This window comes from Anaplasma ovis str. Haibei, assembly GCF_002214625.1.
Classification (GTDB): domain Bacteria; phylum Pseudomonadota; class Alphaproteobacteria; order Rickettsiales; family Anaplasmataceae; genus Anaplasma; species Anaplasma ovis.
In genome coordinates this window covers 367,592-389,832 of sequence record NZ_CP015994.1, presented here as the reverse complement: position 1 = coordinate 389,832, position 22,241 = coordinate 367,592, and the positions used below count along the sequence as shown (strand labels likewise).

18 protein-coding genes are annotated in these 22,241 nt (G+C 48.2%); 15 read left to right on the top strand and 3 right to left on the bottom strand.

All coding sequences use genetic code 11. From position 1 onward, the window contains the following. The first annotated feature begins 51 nt into the window (after nt 1-51). The 12 genes from AOV_RS01595 to ccmE all read left to right on the top strand — a co-directional run bounded on the left by AOV_RS01595 (nt 52) and on the right by ccmE (nt 14,731). A complete protein-coding gene (locus AOV_RS01595; protein WP_075138865.1) occupies nt 52-3,432 on the top strand; it encodes an FAD-dependent oxidoreductase in 3,381 nt (1,126 codons plus the stop codon). A 271-nt stretch (nt 3,433-3,703) separates the two neighbouring features. Then, nucleotides 3,704-4,387, top strand: coding sequence for a phosphatidylserine decarboxylase (locus AOV_RS01590; protein WP_075138864.1), 684 nt, complete (start codon nt 3,704-3,706; stop codon nt 4,385-4,387). A 59-nt stretch (nt 4,388-4,446) separates the two neighbouring features. Further along, nucleotides 4,447-5,289 carry a CDP-diacylglycerol--serine O-phosphatidyltransferase gene (gene pssA, locus AOV_RS01585; RefSeq protein WP_075138863.1) on the top strand — a complete coding sequence of 281 codons (843 nt, stop codon included), beginning with the start codon at nt 4,447-4,449 and terminating at the stop codon, nt 5,287-5,289. A gap of 319 nt (nt 5,290-5,608) precedes the next feature. Next, nucleotides 5,609-7,327 (top strand): membrane protein insertase YidC, encoded by a 1,719-nt coding sequence (yidC, locus tag AOV_RS01580; RefSeq protein WP_075138862.1) that lies wholly within the window; start codon nt 5,609-5,611, stop codon nt 7,325-7,327. A 29-nt stretch (nt 7,328-7,356) separates the two neighbouring features. Then, on the top strand, nt 7,357-7,806 hold the full coding sequence (locus AOV_RS01575) for a 6,7-dimethyl-8-ribityllumazine synthase (protein ID WP_233497202.1): 450 nt from the start codon (nt 7,357-7,359) through the stop codon (nt 7,804-7,806). Nucleotides 7,807-7,810: 4 nt separating this feature from the next. Next, nucleotides 7,811-8,332 carry a transcription antitermination factor NusB gene (gene nusB, locus AOV_RS01570; RefSeq protein WP_075138860.1) on the top strand — a complete coding sequence of 174 codons (522 nt, stop codon included), beginning with the start codon at nt 7,811-7,813 and terminating at the stop codon, nt 8,330-8,332. Nucleotides 8,333-8,362: 30 nt separating this feature from the next. Next, nucleotides 8,363-11,233, top strand: coding sequence for an excinuclease ABC subunit UvrA (gene uvrA, locus AOV_RS01565; protein ID WP_117374402.1), 2,871 nt, complete (start codon nt 8,363-8,365; stop codon nt 11,231-11,233). A gap of 364 nt (nt 11,234-11,597) precedes the next feature. Further along, the gene (gene ndhC / locus AOV_RS01560) at nt 11,598-11,963 is read left to right on the top strand and encodes an NADH-quinone oxidoreductase subunit A (protein ID WP_117374401.1); all 366 of its coding nucleotides are present in this window, start codon (nt 11,598-11,600) and stop codon (nt 11,961-11,963) included. Nucleotides 11,964-11,967: 4 nt separating this feature from the next. Next, nucleotides 11,968-12,495 (top strand): NuoB/complex I 20 kDa subunit family protein, encoded by a 528-nt coding sequence (locus tag AOV_RS01555; RefSeq protein ID WP_075138858.1) that lies wholly within the window; start codon nt 11,968-11,970, stop codon nt 12,493-12,495. Between the two features lie 5 nt (nt 12,496-12,500). After that, nucleotides 12,501-13,064, top strand: coding sequence for an NADH-quinone oxidoreductase subunit C (locus AOV_RS01550; protein ID WP_075138857.1), 564 nt, complete (start codon nt 12,501-12,503; stop codon nt 13,062-13,064). A gap of 341 nt (nt 13,065-13,405) precedes the next feature. Continuing rightward, entirely contained in the window at nt 13,406-14,206 is an 801-nt protein-coding gene (gene surE, locus AOV_RS01545; protein WP_075139459.1) for a 5'/3'-nucleotidase SurE, read from the top strand. 102 nt (nt 14,207-14,308) lie between these two features. Then, nucleotides 14,309-14,731 carry a cytochrome c maturation protein CcmE gene (gene ccmE, locus AOV_RS01540; RefSeq protein ID WP_075138856.1) on the top strand — a complete coding sequence of 141 codons (423 nt, stop codon included), beginning with the start codon at nt 14,309-14,311 and terminating at the stop codon, nt 14,729-14,731. A 105-nt stretch (nt 14,732-14,836) separates the two neighbouring features. On the opposite strand, the gene pyrF is transcribed toward ccmE, so the two are convergent. From pyrF to leuS, 3 genes are all read right to left on the bottom strand, one after another. Beyond that, nucleotides 14,837-15,523, bottom strand: a complete 687-nt coding sequence (pyrF, locus tag AOV_RS01535) for an orotidine-5'-phosphate decarboxylase (RefSeq protein WP_075138855.1) — start codon at nt 15,521-15,523, stop codon at nt 14,837-14,839. Continuing rightward, nucleotides 15,513-16,304 carry a TatD family hydrolase gene (locus tag AOV_RS01530; protein WP_075138854.1) on the bottom strand — a complete coding sequence of 264 codons (792 nt, stop codon included), beginning with the start codon at nt 16,302-16,304 and terminating at the stop codon, nt 15,513-15,515. Before AOV_RS01530 ends, pyrF begins: the two co-directional genes overlap by 11 nt. 395 nt (nt 16,305-16,699) lie before the next feature. Further along, the gene (gene leuS / locus AOV_RS01520) at nt 16,700-19,174 is read right to left on the bottom strand and encodes a leucine--tRNA ligase (protein ID WP_075138852.1); all 2,475 of its coding nucleotides are present in this window, start codon (nt 19,172-19,174) and stop codon (nt 16,700-16,702) included. A gap of 399 nt (nt 19,175-19,573) precedes the next feature. Between leuS and AOV_RS01515 the strand changes: the two genes are divergently transcribed. From AOV_RS01515 to AOV_RS01505, 3 genes are all read left to right on the top strand, one after another. Then, nucleotides 19,574-19,897 carry a helix-turn-helix domain-containing protein gene (locus tag AOV_RS01515; protein WP_117374508.1) on the top strand — a complete coding sequence of 108 codons (324 nt, stop codon included), beginning with the start codon at nt 19,574-19,576 and terminating at the stop codon, nt 19,895-19,897. A gap of 370 nt (nt 19,898-20,267) precedes the next feature. After that, nucleotides 20,268-20,654: a DNA-directed RNA polymerase subunit omega gene (rpoZ, locus tag AOV_RS01510; protein WP_075138850.1), complete on the top strand. Its 387-nt coding sequence runs from the start codon at nt 20,268-20,270 to the stop codon at nt 20,652-20,654. Nucleotides 20,655-20,756: 102 nt separating this feature from the next. Further along, on the top strand, nt 20,757-21,398 hold the full coding sequence (locus tag AOV_RS01505; RefSeq protein ID WP_075139458.1) for a Smr/MutS family protein: 642 nt from the start codon (nt 20,757-20,759) through the stop codon (nt 21,396-21,398). Nucleotides 21,399-22,241 lie beyond the last annotated feature (843 nt).

Below are 22,241 nucleotides of genomic sequence, written 5' to 3'. Positions count from 1 at the left end.
GGTACATTTCGCGGTGGCAGAACGTACGGGTATGATTTCACGAGCAAACACATGCATGTAGTAGCTGGGCCTGCAGATACGGCGACAGACAGCCGCAGGTGCACGGACGCGGTAAGCCGGGAAAGCCTGTATTCCCATGCAGGCTTGGAGAGGCTAGACGGGCTGTTCCTCGATGCTGTAAAGAGGCATAGTACCACGTTATTTGAGCAGCTAATAGACGCGCGCAGCAAAGGCGTTGGAGACTCTGAAATAATCATCGAGCTGGCGTATGTACTGGAGCAATTTGTGGCAAAGTTGTTCGGCATCGAGGCAGAGATGGAGCGTGATTGGGATATGCACAAAAAATCTCTCGCGCTGCATAAGTGTAAAAGAACGTTCGTGCACCGCTACGCTCTCAAAAAATACAGTAGCCCGGAAGGGTTGAGCTTAACCACAATAGCAGACACACTGTCGGAATTTTTCAGCATCCCAATTGAAGAGTACAGTTTTGCACAGCAAGTAAATCTTTGGCTGGAAGAGCCAGAAACATACGAGTTTCAGCTAGACGTCGCAGCAAAATATGCGTCATACATGGTACACTTGGGTAGCGAGTCCACGCTGTTTCACGTACCAAATAAGACGGATTTTAACAACCTAATTCCCACAGATACGGTACAGAAATTCGGGCTAAATTTAATTACGGCGAAGACTTTCACGGTAAGAGAAGGCTTTAACATAGCGAAGCCGCCATCATCAGAACGGGCACTGAGCGAAGTACACTATTGCATCACGTGTCATAAACAAAAGCGCGACAGCTGCTCCAAGGGCATTGTGGACAAGCTGGGAAATGTTAAGACTTCTGAGCTTGGCATCCCTATGGGCGGGTGCCCAGTTAGGGTAAAAGTCTCTGAAGCAATACTTTTAAGGGCACAAGGGCTCATTGTGGCACCACTTGCGGTTATTGCAGTAGACAACCCGATGTGCGCATTGACCGGCCACCGCATTTGTAATGACTGCATGCGCTCATGTATATACCAAAAGCAGCAACCCGTAGACGTTCCCTACGTAGAAACTCATATACTAGATAATGTACTGAACCTCAGCTACGGATTCGAAATATATTCTCTGTTCACCAGGTGGAATCCGCTTTCTTTCACAAGTGTACTGCCTAAACAGTCCACTGGGAAGAATGTCTTGGTTGTAGGCCTCGGCCCCGCTGGCATCGGTGTATCCCATTACTTACTGAATGAAGGGCATAACGTCGTCGCAATTGATGGACTAAAAATTGAGGCATTGCCAGAGCATTTATCCGGCACAACTGCAACAAACCAAAAATGTGACTTTGAGCTGGTCAAAGATGCCAAAAGCGAGCTATTCGAAAACCTGGATGATAGGCTATCATACGGCTTTGGCGGAGTATCTGAATATGGAATTACAGCCCGATGGAATAAGAATTATCTCAAAGTTGCAAGGCTGCTTCTTGAAAGGAGAGAAAATTTCGCCATGTATGGCGGAGTGCGCTTGGGCGGCACAATAAGCATTGAAGATGCTTTCACAATGGGTTTTCATCATATCGCTCTTGCCACGGGAGCCGGTTCACCGAAAATTCCACAAATGAAAAACATGCTTGCGAAAGGAGTAATGACGGCGTCTTCTTTTCTTATGTCGTTACACCTAGGCAACGCAGCATATTGCAGCTCCCTCACCAATTTGCAAATCAGGCTTCCTTCGGTAGTAATTGGTGGTGGATTAACTGCAGTAGATGCCGCAACTGAGTTGCTTGCATACTACCCAGTGCATGTCGAACAGTTTTTATCAAGGTATGAGGCTCTCGTAGAAAAGCTGGGCAAGGATGGAGTAGAGGACGCATGGGGCGAGGAAGAACGGGCGATTGCTCACGAATTCATAAGCCACGCACGCGAAATTAGGGAGGAAAGAACAAAAGCACGACAAGAAAAAAGAAAACCCGACCTCCTATCACTTCTGCAGTCTTGGGGGGGAGTAACAATCATCTACCGCAAGAGCCTGAATGCCTCAATCGCATACAAATTAAACAGCGCAGAACTGGAACACGCCATGTCCGAAGGGGTGTATTTTGCCGAAAGCATGGAGCCAAGTGAAATAATGCTAGATAAGTACGGCCACGCCTCCGGCGTCGCGGTAAAGGACGCAGCAGGTAAAGAAAGGTGCATTGCAGCAAAGAGCGTCATAATCGCAGTGGGCACGCACGAGGGACGTCGCATGCTAGAAGAGCGTAACATCTTCTTCAGCCCCAAAAAAGATGTAGCAGGTCACAACCACTTAGAAACCGCACTATCAGATGAACAGAGCTTTTTTGTTTCTCATGATGGAACAATAAGCGCCTTCGGAGATCTGCACCCACATTATAAAGGTAGTGTGGTCAAGGCACTGGCAAGTGCAAAAAATGGATATAAACTTGTGACGGAGGCATTGGAAAGGCACTCCACACACCAAAGCAGCGAGACGTTTTTGGAGTCAGTCCGCGGGCATTTTTTATCACGCATAACCTCTATCACCCATTTAGCACGAAACATAATAGAGCTGACAATACACTCTCCTATCGCGGCCCGAAAATTCAAACCTGGGCAGTTTTACAGATTGCAAAACTTCGGCAGCGCACATCCGCACGCCAGACATACACAGCTTCTGATGGAGGGGGTGGCGGTCACTGGAGCCTCTATGGATAAGGAAAATGGTACAATAACCGTTGTGGTACTTGATGTGGGAGGATCTTCAAGGTTATGTAGCCAACTGCGTGAGGGGCAGTTAGTGAGCTTGATGGGGCCCGCAGGCACTCCTACCGAAATACCGAGTAATGAGACCGTCATGCTTATAGGCGGAGGTGTAGGAAACGCGGTGTTATTTTCAATAGGTAAAGCATTGATATCAAGTGGATGCGAGGTTTTGTATTTTGCTGGGTACAGAAGCCTAGAAGGCGTTTTTGGAATGCGCTCTATAGAAGTCGCATCGCACATAACCGTATGGTGTTGTGAGGACGGCATCATCAAGCACGAAAGGCCGGAGGACATATCGCACCACGGGAACATTATTGATGCAATCCAGGCCTACAGTAGCTCAAAAAACTCTACAATAAAATTACAATCAATAGACAGAGTAATAATGGTGGGATCCAGCGGCATGATGTCTGCAATTTCTAGTGCGTTGGCTGGAAGGCTACGTTCATATTTCAAAGAACAAATAAAGATTTTGGCCTCGATTAACTCTCCCATGCAATGCATGATGGGAGGAATATGTGGGCAGTGTATTCAGCATCATGTTGATCCATCAACCGGCAAAGAGAGCTTTGTATACAGCTGCGTAAATCAAGACCAATGCGCCAATACGGTGAACTTTGAGTTCTTACACAATAGGCTAAAACAGAATAGTGTTCTGGAAAAATGCACATCTTTGTGGGTTGACCACCGCTCATAGGAGTTAAATTTAGTCCGCTACAGCCCCACCCTGAGTAAGAAGCACGCAGCATAGCATTGAGTCACATGCCTGCAGGCTTTATTACAATGCGCTATAGTTGCCTATGGTAGCTATTGCATCTAGAAGTAGTTGCATAATATATATTCACGATTTATATACACGGTGTTTTAGTAGCTAGAGATTTAAATTACGTATGGTTGGGCACAGAGAAATTGCAATCCTTGTAATAACCCCTTAATATCTGAGTTGTTTTCGGTATGTAGTAGTGTACATGAGTTTTCCTAGTATTCACAGGCATGGGTATCCGTTCATATGCCTGGCGTTTCTTTGTTCGTGCATTGGTTTCGCGCTCTCTTCAAGTTTGGGCGTAATTTTCGCGATGATAACAGCGCTATGCGCTTATTTCTTTCGTGACCCCATGCGCGTCGTGCCGATGAACGATGCACTGGTAGTGAGTCCGGCAGACGGGGTTGTTACCTCCATTGTGGAAGTGGAGTCCCCTTTGGACGACGGTAAGACGGTCACTAGGATAAGCATCTTTCTCAGTTTGTTTGACGTGCACGTTAATCGCGTACCTGTATCTGGAACGGTTAAGTGTATTGAACACCGCCCCGGTAGTTTTTCCTCTGCAGGTTCAGGTGGAGCAGTAAATGAGAATGAGCGCGTAAGAGCGGTGATTGAATCATCTGTAGGTGGCCACAGCGTAGTAGTAGAGCAGATCGCCGGGGTGCTGGCACGCAGAATAGTGTGTGACTTAGAAACCGGAAAAGTTGCAAAACTTGGTTCCAGGATGGGGATTATCAGGTTCGGGAGTAGGATGAACATTTACCTCCCCGCGGGGGTTCCAATATATGTGGCAGAAGGTCACACAGTAGTGGGTGGAGAGACCATAGTCGCTTCTCTTGACGCTGATATAGCTGCTGTTCATAAGGATCTGACTTTCGACAAGGTATAGATTGCCCGTAGAGCACATTTGTGCTAGTCTCGCTACCTGCAGTTTGCGGTCACCACCTCATGAATAGTGACGAAACGAGGGAGAAAAGGGCTGGCCACGGCTCCCCATCGATAACAAGATTGCTCCCCAGCATGGTGACCATGCTGGGGCTTTGTTCCGGGCTCACTTCCATAAGATATACGTTTGCTGGGCAGTGGGAGCCAGCTGTGATCTTCATAGTCGTGGCCGCACTCATAGATGGCCTAGATGGCAGAGTGGCGAGGATGCTAAATTCTGCTACAAATTTTGGCGCACAGCTTGATTCCTTTGCTGACTTTCTTAGTTTTGGGGTCGCCCCAGCGTTTTTGCTGTATTTCTGGCTACTTTACAGCATGCGTGTAGTGGGGTGGGTCCTGGTTATGATATTCGTGGTATGTATGTCTATAAGGCTCGCGCGGTTTAATGTTTCTCTGTACGACGAAGACGAGAAGGAAGATTGGAGGAAATGTTTCTTCGTCGGAGTGCCAGCCCCAATAGGCGCATTGTTGTCACTGATTCCAGTCATGCTGACATTCTATGATGGGGACATGCGGTGGGTGTCAGACAAAATTTTAAACAAAAACACAGTCTCCGCATACTTGGCATTTGTTGCGTTTTTGTCTGTGAGTAATATTCCAACCATCTCAGCCAAGCATCACAATATTCCCCGGCGGTGGTTTTATATGTTAGTCACACTTCTTGCCGTGCTGATGGTGCTTGCGATCACAAACCCGTGGGTCATACTCCCCCTGATGGGCGTATTGTACTTCGTCTCCATACCAATAGGCAGTATTTACTATGCGTACATAAGTGCGCGCAGCACCGCGGCAAAAATGTCCAAAACCCGCAAGGCCGTTAGTGGTGTGGAGACAAGTAAAAAATAGTATCTGTAGTTTACCCGGCATAACGCGCAGATCGGGTTGCGGTGACGCGCGGCGTCTGTACGGCACAATCCGCAGGTCTGTGGTTTTTATGTGCGCCATACCAGCACATCAGGTCTAGTTATACAGCATGGGCGCGTGTTGCTGGTAAGATGTTCTCTCATTAGCACGCCCTGTAAGCGACTTTAGTTGCGCTGTTGCACAAACCCCGATATATCCGTATTGCCTTGTAGTGGTTTATATGTTAGCCTCAATCCTCCGGTTGTGGCGCTTTAAGCAGAATGTGGGCAAATCACCGGTACGACCAGTTATTGTTTTGTATATGTCAGAAGCTCGTAATTTGGTGCTCGCTGTAGTAGCCTCTATCGCCGTTATGGTGGGGTGGAGGTTTGTGTATGAAAGAGTATTGGCTAGGGAATATCCTCAGCAACAAAAAGAGGTGGTCTCGGAATCACTGATTCCAGAAGCAATGGATGTTGCAGAATACAGGCCCAGGGCCGATGTGATAAATTCAGTGCCACGTGTCAGGTTGGGCAACACCAGTGTCAGCGCTTCCATATCTCTGAGAGGCGCTCTGGTGGATGACGTCTCTCTCACAAAATACCGGGTAAGCACAGACAAACACTCCGAAAATGTCGTTCTTATGTCACCAGAGGGTACTCGGGAAGACTCTATAGTGGAGTTCGGGTGGATCGACCCTAAGCACAAAACAAAGGTGCCGGATAAAAATACGCTGTGGGAGGTTGAGCAAGGCTCTGGAGCTACTAACGAAAGCTCAGCTACTCTCCGCTGGGACAATGGGCAAGGGTTGGTTTTCAGACTGAGGTTTGCTTTAGACAGGGCGTACATGTTCAGCGTATCTCAGGAGGTAGAAAACTCCACGGGGGAGGCTCTGCATTTGTCATACTATGGCAGGATAAACAAGGCACACACCCAGGACGGCAAGTCATACTGGATATCTCATGAGGGTGCTATAGGGAGTTTTGGCCACGGCTTGCAGGAATGGACTTATAAAGACCTGCAAAAAGGTAGTGGCGTAAAAGTTGGCGCGGCGCATGAGGGCACTGGGAACCACTGGATTGGTTTGGCAGATAAATACTGGTTTGCAGCCTTGATCCCCTCATCTGACAAGGGCAAGCTGGCTTTCCGCGCTAAGCACGTTCCCAGAAATGACGCCGACCACTTCCAGGTGGATTTCAGTAGGTCTTATGGCACAATTCCGGTTGGAGGAAAAGCAGAGGTTACAACACAGCTTTTCATAGGAGCTAAGGAGTTGGCGGCACTGGACAATTACCGTAGTGAGCTTAGCATACCGTTGTTCGATAAGGCCGTGGATTTCGGGGTGTTATACTTCATTACAAAGCCGGTGTTCCGGCTGTTACAGTACTTTCACAAGGTGGTCGGGAACCTTGGCCTGGCGATTGTTATGCTCACTGTTGCCATCAAACTTGTGGTCTTTCCTCTCTCTAGTAAATCGTATGTCTCTATGTTCAAGCTAAAAAAGCTACAGCCGGAGATTTCCAGAATTAGAGAGCTGTATAAGACTGATGATATCAGAATCAGCAAAGAAATTTCTTCGCTGTTTAGGAAGCACGGCGTTAGCCCCATGTCTGGTTTCCTTCCGATATTGGTTCAGATACCGGTGTTTTTTGCCCTATATAAGGTCTTGTTTGTTACCATAGAAATGAGGCACGCCCCGCTTTTCGCCTGGATACAAGACTTATCCAGCCATGATACAGCAAATCTTTTTAATCTCTTCGGACTATTGCAGTTTGATCCTCCGATATGCGTGGGAGTATTGCCCGTTATACTTGGCATAACCATGGTGCTACAGCAGAAGATTAACCAACAAGACCAAGCTGCCCAGGATCCCTACGGCGTCATGAAGTTTCTGCCGTATGTTTTTGTATTCATATTTTCTTCCTTCCCAGCCGGGTTGGTGCTTTATTGGATATGCAGCAACGTGATAACCATCCTGCAGCAGTTGTTTGTACGCCGCTTTATTTTCGATAGAAAAGATCTCGTCAACAATTCCGCGTAAAGAAGTATGAAGTGCATATGGGGGTGGGCATGCAGAACAGCTTGAGCGTTTTGATCGCCGTTGGGGATTTTTACCCTGAAATATCCAAGCTCATGATAGCTGGTGCGGTCGCGAGGCTGCAGTCTTACGGCGCGGCTAGCGTTTGGCATGAGGTCATAGCCGTACCTGGGTCTTTCGAGGTACCTGCAGCAATCTCATTCGCAATCATGAGTGATCGGGAGCGCTATGATGGCTATATAGCACTCGGATGTATTGTCAAAGGAGCAACCAACCACCATAATGTTATCTCGTCCTCTGTGTCAGCCTCTTTAGGAGATATTGCAGTGCAACATGCAGTACCTTTGGGGTTTGGTATTATAACCTCCGACAGCATGGAGCTCGCCATGGAAAGGGCAGACCCAAACGGCAAGGATGTTGGCGGCAACGCGGCTGCGGCTGTATTGAGAATGATAGAATTGTACAAGAGGTTTCTCGGGTAAGTTTATGGAAGTAGGCAGCACATCTGATGATCTTCCCTGGTATTCCGGCAAGACTTCTGCCAGATTTCTTGCCGTACAGGGTGCATATTCCATGATGTTCTCTTCCTACGCGACAGAGGATTTGGACGGGTTATTAGAGCATCTATGCGAGATGCGTGGCGTTTTTGGATTGGGGAGAGTGGACAAGAAGTTGTTGACCAAGATTCTCCGGTCTATGCTTGCTAGATGTTCTGAAATTGACGCTACAATTTCTGAGCACATTAACAAGAACTGGTCCATGGACAGAATAAACCTGGTGAGCCTGTCTATAATGAGGGCTGGTATATGCGAATTGCTGTGTTTTAGCACCAGTGAAAGTGTTGTCATAAACGAGTATGTAGATATTGCATCTTACGCGCTGGAGGACGCGGAGGTGGATTTCGTTAACGCCATACTCAACAAAGCTAAAACGGTGCGTTTTGGGCGTGACACAGAAGTGCAAAACCTTGTTTCCGACGGGGTTGCGTTACTGCCAAAAAGTTGTTAGTTTAGTCCCTATAGCAAGCAGGTGTAACCAGTGTCTGGTGGAGTGATAAGCATCCGAGGGGCCAGGCAGCATAATCTTAAGAACGTGGATTTGGATCTCCCGAAAGGCAAGTTGGTAGTCATCACCGGAGTCAGTGGTTCTGGTAAGTCTAGCCTGGCGTTTGATACCTTATACGCGGAAGGGCAGCGGCGATATGTGGAAAGCCTGTCCCCCTATGCAAGACAGTTTTTGAATTTGCACGCCAAACCCGATGTTGACCATATTGACGGGTTGTCACCTGCAATATCCGTAAGCCAAAAACACTGTCATAAAAATCCGAGATCTACTGTTGCTACAGTAACAGAAATTCATGACTACCTCAGACTGATGTACGCCAGGATCGGTGTGCCTCATTCTCCGGCCACCGGCAAACCTATATCAAGGTTGTCCGCATCCAGAATTGCTCAAGAAGTTGTTGGGCTGCCGACAGGTACTAAGCTGCATATGCTGGCTCCGATAACCCAGACAAGGGGTGGGGAATTTTTAAAATCAATAGCTGAAATACGGAAACTCGGCTACACACGTTTAAAGATTGATGACACGGTATATGACATAAACGAAATACCGCCACTACAGCAAGATAGCGCACATAAAATTTACGTGGTGGTTGATAGGATCGTGATTACCCAAGAAAAATCTAACAGAATACCAAATAGTGTGGAAAATGCGCTGTTAATCGGCAAGGGAATAATACATGTTGAAATAGTATCGCTCCCACAGGATTGTGTCACGCAAGAGTACCAGCCTGGGCAGATTTTGGTGTTCTCAGAACATTTTATCTGTCCGGAAAGCGGGTTTCACGTGGGAGAAGTGGAGCCCAGATTATTTTCCTTCAACACGGTCTGCGGGGCATGTAAACATTGCTTGGGCATGGGTAGAAATCACGCAATAGATATCAATCTGGTCGTTCCCAACACAGAGCTATCAATACTCGAGGGAGCAATTGACCCTATGGGGCCGATGAGGCTGCCTGCCCATCCCTATCACGGAGCCAGTTTTGCCCACCAATGCGCGCATGAGATAGCCCTCATTGCAAAAATGCACGTTATCGATCTATCCGTCCCATGGTGCAAGATGGATGAGGGGCTTCGCAACATGATCCTATTCGGTAATGAGGAAGGAATATTAAATACGGAGTTCAAACCAGCAGGCAGTAGGGGTATATTAGGCCTACTAAATGAAAGTGGTAATATAGTAGCTGAAAAGATTGCCGAAAGGTACTCTGTTTCTAGCACATGCCCACACTGTATGGGCTTCCGCCTATCTCCAGAGTCTCTATCAGTAAAAATAGATGGTAAGCACATTGGCGAAGTGTGTGCATTCTCGGTAGATGAGGCAATCACGTGGTGTTATGGCCTACCAAGCAAGCTTTCTGAATATGAAAACGCAGTTTGCACAAAGCTGCTGGAGGAAGTGGTAAAGCGGTTAAAATTCCTCAGTAATGTCGGGCTCAGCCACCTAACTTTGGATCGTGAATCTAGAACTCTTTCGGGGGGAGAAAGCCAAAGAATAAAATTGGCATCGCAAATTGGCTCTGGCCTTACCGGAGTTTTATACGTACTTGACGAACCGTCAATAGGGCTGCATCAGCGCGACAATGCGCTACTTATCAATACGCTGAAAAATCTGCGAGATATGGGCAACACTGTGGTAGTCATTGAGCACGATGACGAGATGATGCTAAACGCAGATCATATAGTGGACATTGGCCCTGGAGCGGGTACCAACGGTGGAGAGATAGTTGCTCAGGGTACAACCAAGGATATAGCGGCAAGTAGCGAAAGTGTAACCGGAAAGTATTTAAGTGGTAAGATGCGTATAGACGCTCCCAAAGGGAAAAAGTCTTTCACAAGCTGGATAGAAATAAAGGGGGCTAGGAAGAATAACCTACAAAACGTGGATGTGAAGATCCCTATTGGTAGCTTTACCTGTGTTACAGGAGTCTCTGGCAGTGGAAAATCGAGCCTGGTTTGGGACACTCTTTACAGATACGCGCTACACAGAGTTGATGGAGGGCCCATAAGGCCAGACATAGAGTGTGACACCATACTGGGTTTAGAGAATATAGACAAGGTGATAGAAATTGACCAGTCTCCCATAGGTAGAACTCCTGCTTCGAATCCGGCAACTTATGTTGGATTGTTTGCACACATACGAACGTGGTTCGCCGGGCTTCCGTTGGCAAAGTCGCGCGGTTACACCATGGGTAGGTTTTCTTTCAACGCCAAAGGCGGGAGATGCGAAACGTGTAGGGGGGACGGATACATTAGAATTGAAATGCACTTCCTGCCAGACATGTACGTGAAGTGCGAAGAGTGTCACGGCCTCAGATACAACCGAGAAACATTGGATGTCACATACAAAGGCAAGTCCATTGCGGATGTGCTTTGTATGACCGTGGATGAGGCGCTGGAATGTTTCAATGCAATTCCATTAATCAAAGAAAAACTAAACTCCCTGCGGGAAGTCGGTATGGGCTATGTGCGAATAGGGCAGCCATCCACAACACTCTCCGGAGGTGAATCACAGAGAGTCAAACTTTCAAAGGAGCTGTCTAAGCGCTCCACCGGAAGGACTCTGTATATTCTTGACGAGCCAACAACCGGCCTGCACATTTCCGACGTGAAAAACCTGCTGCGCATTTTGCACATGCTGGCCAAACTCGGAAATACAGTTGTGGTGATAGAGCACAACCTGCACGTGGTAAAAACCGCAGATTACGTAATAGACATAGGCCCAGAAGGCGGTGATAGAGGAGGAAGTGTAGTAGCACTTGGCCCTCCGGCAGAGCTAGTTAAACAATACCCAAGTAGCATAACGGCGCAGTATTTGTTACAATACTTACAAAATGCTAAGGCGTAATCGTACAACGCCACGGCAGGGATGGTAAAAACTATCCCCCATCACATACAAAAACAGTGCTTCCCCCTAAACCGGGCGTGGTTAAACGAGATCACTAACATAAAGTTAGAGTAGCGGAAACTAAAAACGACAACACGCATAACAGTTCTCGGTACAACGAGTACCCCCTGCCCCATACCTCACCAAGCCTCTAAAGCAAAACAAAAGGGGAGGGAATTGGAACGGGGTAGCAGCACACAACATACTCAAACTACGGGCCAGTAAATGGCACTAGCGATCACATCCCACCTGCAGCCATTGAAATTGACACCTAGAGAGAAATTTGCAAGAATCTGGGATGTCCTTAAAGTGGCGTAGGTTGCCCATGCCAAGCATCGGTGATTACTCTTCAGTTCTGTTGTTTATCATGCTTGCTGCAATGGTATCCTCAGCATTCGCCGTGCTCCCCGCCTTTCTGGCTGGGAAGAGAGACAGCGTCGGCAAGTTATCTCCGTATGAGTGCGGGTTTGATCAGAGCGAAGCACCTGACTCCTCCTCTTTTGACATAAAATTCTGTGTCGTGGCAATTCTGTTCGTCGTATTTGATGTGGAGGTTGCATTTTTATTCCCGTGGGCTGTGTGCCTAGGCACCATTGGTGCGTTTGGGTTCTGGTCCATGGTGTTTTTCACGGGGCTGCTCACCGTGGGGTTTGTTTATGAGTGGGGCGTCGGCGCCCTGGAGTGGGAGTAAAACCATGGAGAACCAGCAACACCAGGTATTGGAGCAGGAGCTGTGGCAGGGCTACAAGGACAAGGGCTTTGTCGTTACCAAATTCTCTGATTTGGCCGACAGCGTGGTACGATGGTCCCGCAGCGGCTCATTATGGCCAATGACGTTCGGCCTCGCCTGCTGCGCGGTTGAGATGATGCACACAGCGGCCAGCAGATACGATCTTGACAGATATGGTGTAATGTTCAGGGCCAGCCCCAGGCAGGCGGACGTTATGATAGTAGCCGGAACTTTAACAAACAAGATGGCACCAGCGCTGCGCAGGGTGTACGACCAAATGGCGGAACCCAAGTATGTTATCTCAATGGGAAGTTGCGCTAACGGTGGTGGGTATTATCACTATTCATACTCAGTCGTCCGTGGGTGTGACCGCATAGTGCCTGTGGACATCTATGTTCCGGGTTGCCCGCCAACTGCAGAAGCCCTGCTTTACGGAATTTTGTGTTTACAGCAAAAAATACTTAGGAGTCACTCTGGGACGGGGGAAGCGTAGGGGCCATGACGAAGAGTGTAGAACTTGTGAGAAAGAACGCAAGTAAGATTCTGAAACAGGAGGTTGAAGTCAGAAGCGACGGGGTGTTAGAGTGCCAGTTGGAAGCTAGAAATTTACTTGAGCGTCTTACTGCGTTGCGGGATAACGAGAAGAGCAAGTTCAAAATTTTGACCGACATATTCGCTGTAGACTATCAAGCCCGGGAGGCTAGGTTCGATGTAGTATACATGCTGCTGAGCGTAGTATTTAATGCTAGAATGTGTTGTAAGGTGCCTCTGGTTGAGGGGCGTGACATCCCATCTGTTACTTCGGTGTTTGGGGCAGCTGGATGGTTCGAACGTGAGGTGTTCGACATGTATGGTATCAAGTTCGACAAACACCCAGACCTGCGGAGAATTCTAACTGACTACGGTTTTTCTGGTCACCCCATGTTAAAAGACTTCCCCCTGACCGGTTATGATGAGGTTAGGTATGATATTCAAAAGAAGCAAGTAGTGTATCAGCCGGTAAATCTGCAGCAAGACTTCCGCAATTTTGACGCCACTTCTCCGTGGAAAGGGGACAAGTAATACAGCCCCCTCGGCCTGCTCGCGCTCATATCGGCTTTTCGGAGTGGTAGTCCAGAGTACGGCACAGCGCGGTGGATAGCATCCGCCCCTGGCTTACGTCAATTATGGCGGTCTCAGCAATGGGAAAGTGTACATGCTGCCCTGTGGTGATAGGGAGCCAGCGTTTCCCTCATCCATCGTGCCCTGCACGCAACACCCCAAAGCCCTGTTGCTTTACTGACAAAGCAGAGAGATACGCCACAATGTTTAGTAATCCAGGAGCCTTAGCAAAAAAAAAAAAGAGGACTGCACCCGAGAATGATCTGTGCTACACTGGGGAGTTTTTTGATGTAGCGGTATGGATGAGAGTCTTACTCACGAACGATGACGGTTTTGATTCCGTGGGTATGCGTGTTTTGAGGGGTATTGTTTCCGAATCATTCACTGAGGTTTGGGTGTCAGCACCCACGCATGATCGCAGTGCAGCAAGCAAGTCATTGAGCGTACGGACTCCTATTAAGGTACGCACGGTGAGCGCTCAAGAATTCGCGGTGTATGGCACCCCTGTTGACAGTGTGGTGGTTGGAATACACGAAATGATCAAGGTAGGAAAACAGCCAGACTTGGTAATATCAGGCATTAACTACGGAGCCAATACGGGCCCTGTAGTACCATATTCCGGCACCATTGCCGCGGCCCGCGCTGCTTCCAGAATGGGCATCACAGCAATCGCGATTAGCCAGGAGTATAACGGCAAGCGCTGTGAGAACAATGTTAATGATGAAGCGTTGTGGAAGAATTCTAGAAAATCGGCATTGGCCTTGGTAAAGCGACTGCTGTGTGATACAAGATGGGACAGGAAATGCGTCATGAGCGTGAATATTCCGTGCTCGGATGTGCAGGGCGTCAGATTTACCGGGCATGACAGCAGTAACATAAAGTGGGAACCATGTGTGGAGCGGCATGAGAGCACAAGCGACGATGTGCACCAAGTGTCATATACAATTCATGACGTTAGGTCATCGAATGGTAATTGCCGGTCGTACGACACACAGCTTCTGGGGCAGGGATACATCGTGGTAACCCCAGTCGGCTCCGACGTAACTGATCATGCCACCCTGGATAGATATTGTGGGTCACAGCGATGCATCCAGTATACTTAGCATATTCGCTTGGCTTTGCCGCATTATTTCTCTTCGCGGCGTTTTTGGTGAATGACTACTGCGGGGTTAGAAAGATGCTGAGAAAGGTCTTGGCAACAGAGAATGAAAAGGAAACATAAAAGGTTGCTTTTCGTCCTTACGTCATTCTGTGTTGTGGGATGCGCTCTGCTGTTCATACTGTCTGAACTGCGGGAGAGTATATCTTTTTTCTACACCACCAGCGAGCTATTGTCGGGTTCGCACGGGAAGTCTAACCTACCGGTAAGGGTGGGCGGTATGGTGGTTAAGGGCAGCGTAACCAGAAACACCGACGGCATATCGTTTGATCTGACGGATTTTAACACTGAGCTCAATGTGGTCTACTCTGGAATGCTTCCCCCGTTATTCGGAGAAGGCGTAGGCGCCGTGGTAAGGGGAAGACTGCTCCATGGAAAGTTCGTGGCAGATGAGGTATTAGCAAAGCATGACGAAAAGTATATGCCAAAAAAGTATGATGGCGCGCCAAAGGCCCTCTTCAGGCCGTAGTAAACATTCGGCCACAACCACAAGGGAAAATTTTTCCCCATTTGCACGCAGCAAGCCGTGGTACACGACGTCGGGAGACAGCAATTCGTACCAATCAAAGCGGGATCAGTACATTTTTATGGAGCGGAGAATTTCGTCAATCGCAGCCAATGGATCCGGGCTCTGGGTTATGGGGCGACCTACAACTAGATAGTTTGCCCCATCTGACAGCGCATCAATGGGTGTTTTTGTGCGTTTTTGGTCATCAACTCCAGAATCAAAGCGGATTCCAGGAACAACAAGTGTAACATCTGGATGCCGACTGCGTATCGCGCCAATTTCATGTGCTGAACACACCACAGCTCGTAATCCCGCACTTACAGCAAGGTCTACTAGCCTAATGACGTGAGATTCCAAAGACCCCTGTACCCCAAAATCTGTGAAGTCATCACCGCCAATACTCGTCAAAATCGTGACCCCGGCAAGAAGTATATTGGTCTCGGACAAGGCATCGGCCGCCGCACGCATCATGTCCCTACCCCCGCTCACGTGGATGGTAAGCATGGCAATGTTTAGGCCTCTCACCGAATGTATTGCCCTAACCACAGTGTTTGGAATATCATGAAGCTTCAGGTCAAGAAACACGGGCACACCGAGCTCGATAACCTTCTGCACGCCGGCAATACCGTACGCGGTGAAGAACTCTAGCCCCAGTTTTACCATGGCAACCTTGCCTGATATTACCCTGGTCACCTCAAGTGCGCGGGCAATATCCATCATATCCAGTGCGCAAATTATGGGACTACTGCGCATTGTAGTGACATGAACACTTGTCAAACAGTGTGAAGAAGTTTCTAGTGGTGATTTCGCTCACAACCTCTACAGTCTCCCCCCAAATCTGCGATAGACATTCTACAACAAGTTTCGTCATCGCTGGAGAATTTGTCTTGCCCCGATGGGGCTCGGGACATAAAAACGGGGAATCCGTCTCCACCAGGACCCTGTCCCTGGGCACGAACTTAGCAATCTCCCTGAGGGAAGTAGCGTTTTTGAAGGTCAGTATACCAGAAAATGATATATATAGTCCGACATCCAACGAGCTTTTTGCAAGCTCCATAGACGAGGCAAAGCAATGCATAACACCTTTAAATGCCCCCAACTTCATCTCAGAAGCACAAATGTCCGCCATTTTTGCATCGGCATTTCTAGAATGAATTATTACCGGCAAACCTGACTCCCTCGCCGCGGAAATGTGGGCCACAAAATTTTTCTCCTGGCGGTCCGCGCCGTCCTCTTTGTACTTGTAAAAGTCAAGCCCGGTTTCCCCCAACCCAATAACCTTCTCTCCCTTTGCCAACTCAATTAAATCCTCAACTGAAGCCAATTCCCCCTCAACCGAGTTACAAGGATGCACCCCCACTGATGCATACACCTGCTTATGGTTATTAGAAATCTTCAGCAGTGTTGGGAATTCACTCAGCGTAGTGCAAACAGTCTGCATAAGCGCCACACCGGCATCTGTCGCCCGGTCTACTACGTCTTGTATTGTGGAATCATCAAAGTAATTGAGATGGCAGTGTGAATCTACGATCACATAAAAACCCAACCAAAAAGTTGTCACATTCTAACACGTATCCCTGGAGGCACAATACCGCACACCGCCGCCATGTCGCAACTAGCCACCAAGCACGCGAATAACACATGAGACAGGAGATCTTACATATGTAGACACCGCATACCGCAAATATGGCTTGGGATCGGCGTGCATGGGCTATACGGAAAATTTGGTATGTTTTTATTTTGTTACAACATTCACAACCCTACCAGGCACAAAGTAAATGTTGCGCACTTCCTTATCACCGAGCTTGCGCTGCACAACCTTTGCTGCATCCACGTTACACCCGCACGTGCGGGTACGCCGCTCTTTATGATTTGAAACCTTGTACAAAAACATAGCTGAGGAGTTGACATGCATAAACTAGTGCGCGTTTATTTTGTTACAATATTCACAACTCTACCAGGCACAAAGTAAATGTTGCGCACCTCCTTATCACCAAGCTTGCGCTGCGCAACCTTCAACGCCTCCGCTTTTACCCCCTCACCGTCACACTGGGTGCTTACCCTGAGTGTGCTACACAGCTTGCCATTCACCTGCACCGCAATCGTGACGAGATCTTCCGTCAACAAATCCTCCCGCACAGACGGCCACTGCCTATTACACAACATGCCCGCACCTCCTATGCGCTCCCACAACTTTTCGGCTATATGTGGGATAAATGGTTCCATCACCCTGAGCAAAATGCATGCCGATTCGTTAATAACTGGTTGGCTCACACCACATTTTACCATTTCAAAAATTGTGTTACTCATCTCCCTGAATTTGGCAACCGCACAGTTGAGCCTGCAGTACTCCATATCCGCACTTAAGCCCCGAAGAATTTTGTGTACGCCAGATAGATAGGTACGGTCTTTGCCCTCTACACCGGTAGTATCGAAATCCGCACTTATGGAATTGTTGTCCTCAAACAGTTTCCATAACCGCTCTAAATACCTCCATGCACCCTCTACTCCAACATCTGACCACTCAATATCGCGCTCAGGCGGGGTGTCAGACAGCATGAACAGTCTTACAGTATCGGCTCCGTACTTCTCTATGATGTTGCTGGGATCCACAACATTTTTCTTTGACTTGCTCATCTTTTCAACTTTCCCGCGCTGTACGGTCTCACCATCGAGGATCATGCGTTGTGCATCCTCAGGAAACAGATAATTCCCCGAAGCATCTCTATACACAGAGTGGCAAACCATGCCCTGCGTAATCAAATTGCGAAAAGGCTCTTCAACTTCCAGATATCCACACTTCTTAAGCGCCCTGCAGAAAAATCTCGCATAAAGAAGATGAAGTACAGCATGCTCTATTCCACCTATGTAATAGTCCACAGGTAGCAACTTGTTGCAATCAGCTGCGTTGACCCCTCCCCCCTCGCTACAAAACGCTGCAAAGTACCAGGATGACTCGAAAAAGGTATCAAAAGTATCCGTCTCGCGTTGGGCACCCGCTTGGCATTTCGGACATTGCACATGCTTCCATGTGGGGTGATGATCAAGAGGGTTCCCCCCCTTTGAGAAATCTATCTCCTTGGGTAAAGATATAGGTAGGTCCCGCTTATCCACCGGCACTATACCACACTGCTCGCAGTGCACCACCGGAATAGGACACCCCCAATAGCGCTGCCTGGATATGCCCCAGTCGTGCAGACGGTAGTTCGTAACCCGCCTACAGCCACCCATAGACTCTAATTTCTGTACCATGGCACTCCTAGCCTCGCCGACTCTGAGGCCGTTCAGAAATTCAGAGTTCTTATACGTGCCATCACCGGAATAAGCCTCTTTCTGCAAATCATAATGCACACCATCATCAGGAAACACTACCTGATATATGCCAAGGCCGTGCGCAACCGCAAATTCAAAATCTCGCTGATCATGCGCAGGACATCCAAAAACCGCACCGGTACCGTATTCTGATAGCACATAGTTTGCAGCATAAATTGGCAGTTTGCGGTCCAAAAGTGGGTGCATTGCGAAAAGCCCGGTATCCACACCGATTTTCTGTTTTTCATCATCACCTGAACGCTCAATAATGCCGCGCACACGTTCGGAAAAGGCCTTATCAGTAATATGCTGCAATATAGGATGCTCGGCCGATACTGCGCAGAATGACGCCCCGAACAGCATATGTGGCATGGTGGAAAACACTTCCAGCTTCTGTCCACAGCTGGTTGTGAACTCAAGCACAACCCCTTCGGTCTTGCCTATCCACCGCTCTTGCATTAGTTTGACCTTCTCCGGCCAGCCATCAAGAGTTTTTAGTCCGTTGAGCAGGCTGTCAGCAAAATCGGTAATTTTTAGAAACCATTGAGACAATTTCCTACGCTCGACTTTGGCACCAGATCGCCAACCTCTGCCGTCTACAACCTGCTCGTTAGCTAGCACTGTGTTATCTACAGGATCCCAATTTACCCAAGATTCTTTCCTGTAGGCGAGACCGTGCTGCAAGAAATCGAGAAAAAATGCCTGTTCGTGCTTGTAATAGTCTTCCTTGCAGGTGGCAATCTCCCTATCCCAATTGTACGAGATTCCAATAGACTTCAATTGTTTGCGCATAGACTCTATATTGCTCTCAGTCCATACAGCAGGGTTAATTCCATATGACAGCGCAGCATTCTCTGCGGGAAGCCCAAAAGCGTCCCATCCTATGGGGTGCAGAACTTTAAACCCGTGCGCACGTTTGTACCTGGCTATTACATCACCAATTGTGTAGTTGCGTATGTGCCCCATATGGATATTTCCAGAGGGGTAAGGAAACATCCCTAAAACATAGCAGTTTATTCCATTATTCCCCGCAATTTTAAAATCCCACCGTCCTTGTATTTCTTGCTCTACAAGCTTGAAGTTATAACTCATACCAAATAAATTCCAACCCGCTGACAAATTAACATGCCGTTCAGATTATAAACGTTATGCCTACTAAGTACACCACAACCTAACACATAAAAATATGCAACCATAGCATACAAACCCTACACCGGAATGCATATTTGCCATGCATAAGTGTGTGCACTGTTAGTATATAACTGTCATAAGAATCACAACCCTAAGCAGAGGCTGATTTGCCTGACGCAACAAGTTTGACCTATGCTTTATTAGAAAATTAATCAATTGTATATAAATATGATACCATTCTACGTAAGCTATAATCACAGCGTTATTAGATAAGCATCGGATCGGCTGTTGGTATGCCTTTCGTTGCATAAAATGTAGTCGCAAAAAGATATAAATTCCATATACCGGATGGAGAGCTCTATGACAGAAAAGCATGCACACAGTGGACAAAAGATAAAGCCTCAAATCTTGGGCATAATAAAGGAAATAATACACAAAAGTCAGTGGAACCAGATAGCGGCAGCTAAGGTGCTCGGTGTGGATCAGCCAAAAGTCTCTCAAATCATCAACGGCAAAGCTGCGGGTTTTTCACTAGAAAGGCTTTTGGTATTTCTGCTCAGATTACACTGCAAAATAGAACTTTCAGTCTCAATGAGAAAGACCGGGCTCTCAAACATGGAAGAACAGGCTGCAGACAACTTGGACGCAATAAATCTTATAGTACTGTCAAAAGACGACTACTAATCTGGGAATGCGCGCGGAGCACCCCTTGCTCGGCGTTGTTGCACCATCTTTTGAATCTAAAACCCAGCTGCACACCATGCACGTATAGACCACACCTCGCCGCGGTGCGCTGTGTTATGCCGAATGTCACCTAATGTTGCGGAGACACATTATCACAAAACTCTCAAATACAACACCCCAAGTTAGTTTTAAACTGGTTACAGCTGGGCGGCCTGAGGCTGTACTACTCTGGCACGCTTGGCACGCAGCGCATGGCAGCGATTGCCACTCTCATGCCGTCTACGAGCGCTTATAGGACAAGGTATTGTGTTGCAATGCATGCTATGGGTCCGTATAATTTGGCGGGGTTTTTTACAGTTTATGGTATAGAATGCGGGAAGGTGATTCTGGGTATTTCTCTTGCTACGATAGTAACAGATTCAGGCTGGTGATCTTGGCCAGCCAGAGGGCGCATGAGCTAAGCTCTGGAGCGTGCACTGCAGTTGCACGTAAGGGAGACAAGAACACGGTGGTTGCGTTGCGCGAAATAGTGGACGAACAGTTAGATCTCGCTGCCGTCTTTAGGCTGGCAGTAAATAGGTGTAGAAAATACCTTGAGGAGTTTACTAACGCACGGGAAATTGCGGCTGCACGCAGTAGCCAAGCCGCTCCTAGGAGCGCACCTGGCCAGGAAGTGGGCAAGGGCTTTAGGGAGAAAGATCCCAGTGCCGCTGCATTTCTTGATCAGGAGAAATTTTTCTCAGGAGGGGGTGAGTAGGGCTTTAATGGGGAACGCCATATTTGGCAGCCAGTACGGCCAGTTGGGTTGCTGCCTATTTGCCAATTGCGCAGGGTGTTTGCGGAGAGTGTGGTGCCTGTTATGGATGAGCGTGAGTCGGATGATTCCGGGCCAGGTGATGATATATGGTGGCGGAGCGTTGCCAAGCTTGCTCGCCCTATCACTGAGGGTAAGAAAAGGGTCGCTGCTGGTAGGAAGCTAACAGATACGAACGGGCCTAGCGGGCCTTTTGGCTGCGTAGGTGGCAATGGGAAGCGGACGTTCGCTCGAAGAACGGAAAGCTCAGCCTCAACTCTACGTGGGAGTGTTTGCGCCGTAGTTGAGACTCAGGTACAGGGGCGTCGCTCATCACCGAGCCTGTACGCTTGTACAGAGGAATCGGGGTTGCTGTCCGGCATAGACGCCAGAACCAAGGCCAGAGTTGACAAGGGAAAATACCCAATAGATAAGGTAATAGATCTGCACGGATACAGCGAAGCCTCCGCATGTGAAGAGCTGATAGAGTGTGTAAAGAGCAGCTTTCAATCTGGAGACAGATGCATACGTGTTATAACGGGATGGGGAAGTAAAAATTCTGGTAATAACAGCCTAAAGAGCAATTTGCATAGATGGTTGCAGTCAGACTCCATAGTCGACATGGTGCTCTACTACAGGCAGGCAATCCCCGCACACGGGGGGAAAGGCGCGTTTTATATCCTACTGAGGACGAACAAGAATGCCTGAAGCCTGTCCCATCCTAAACCTGACTAGATGCTCCAAACAGCTAGTGCCTGCAATACACACGCGAGTGCCAATCGCTATTCAGAGCTTGACGCTGTGCTCATCCAAACCCGGCTAGGTGCCACAAACATCTGGCACCCCGGAGATACACACACACTAGCGAAGTACCAATCGCTATTCAGAGCGCCTTATTCCAAACCAGCTATATCTCCAAAACATGACACCCTGGCAATACACTCGTGCAGCATCAATAGCTACTCAGAGCACCCTATTTCAAACCCGGCTAGATGCTCAACGTTACCCTAGCAATACATTCGCGCAGCACCAATTTCTGTTCATACAGCAACCCAGAAGGCCCGACGCTGTGCTCATCCAAACCCGGCTAGGTGCCACAAACATCTGGCACCCCCGGAGATACACACACTAGCGAAGTACCAATCGCTATTCAGAGCGCCTTATTCCAAACCAGCTATATCTCCAAAACATGACACCCTGGCAATACACTCGTGCAGCATCAATAGCTACTCAGAGCACCCTATTTCAAACCCGGCTAGATGCTCAACGTTACCCTAGCAATACATTCGCGCAGCACCAATTTCTGTTCATACAGCAACCCAGAAGGCCCGACGCTGTGCTCATCCAAACCCGGCTAGGTGCCACAAACATCTGGCACCCCCGGAGATACACACACTAGCGAAGTACCAATCGCTATTCAGAGCGCCTTATTCCAAACCAGCTATATCTCCAAAACATGACACCCTGGCAATACACTCGTGCAGCATCAATAGCTACTCAGAGCACCCTATTTCAAACCCGGCTAGATGCTCAACGTTACCCTAGCAATAC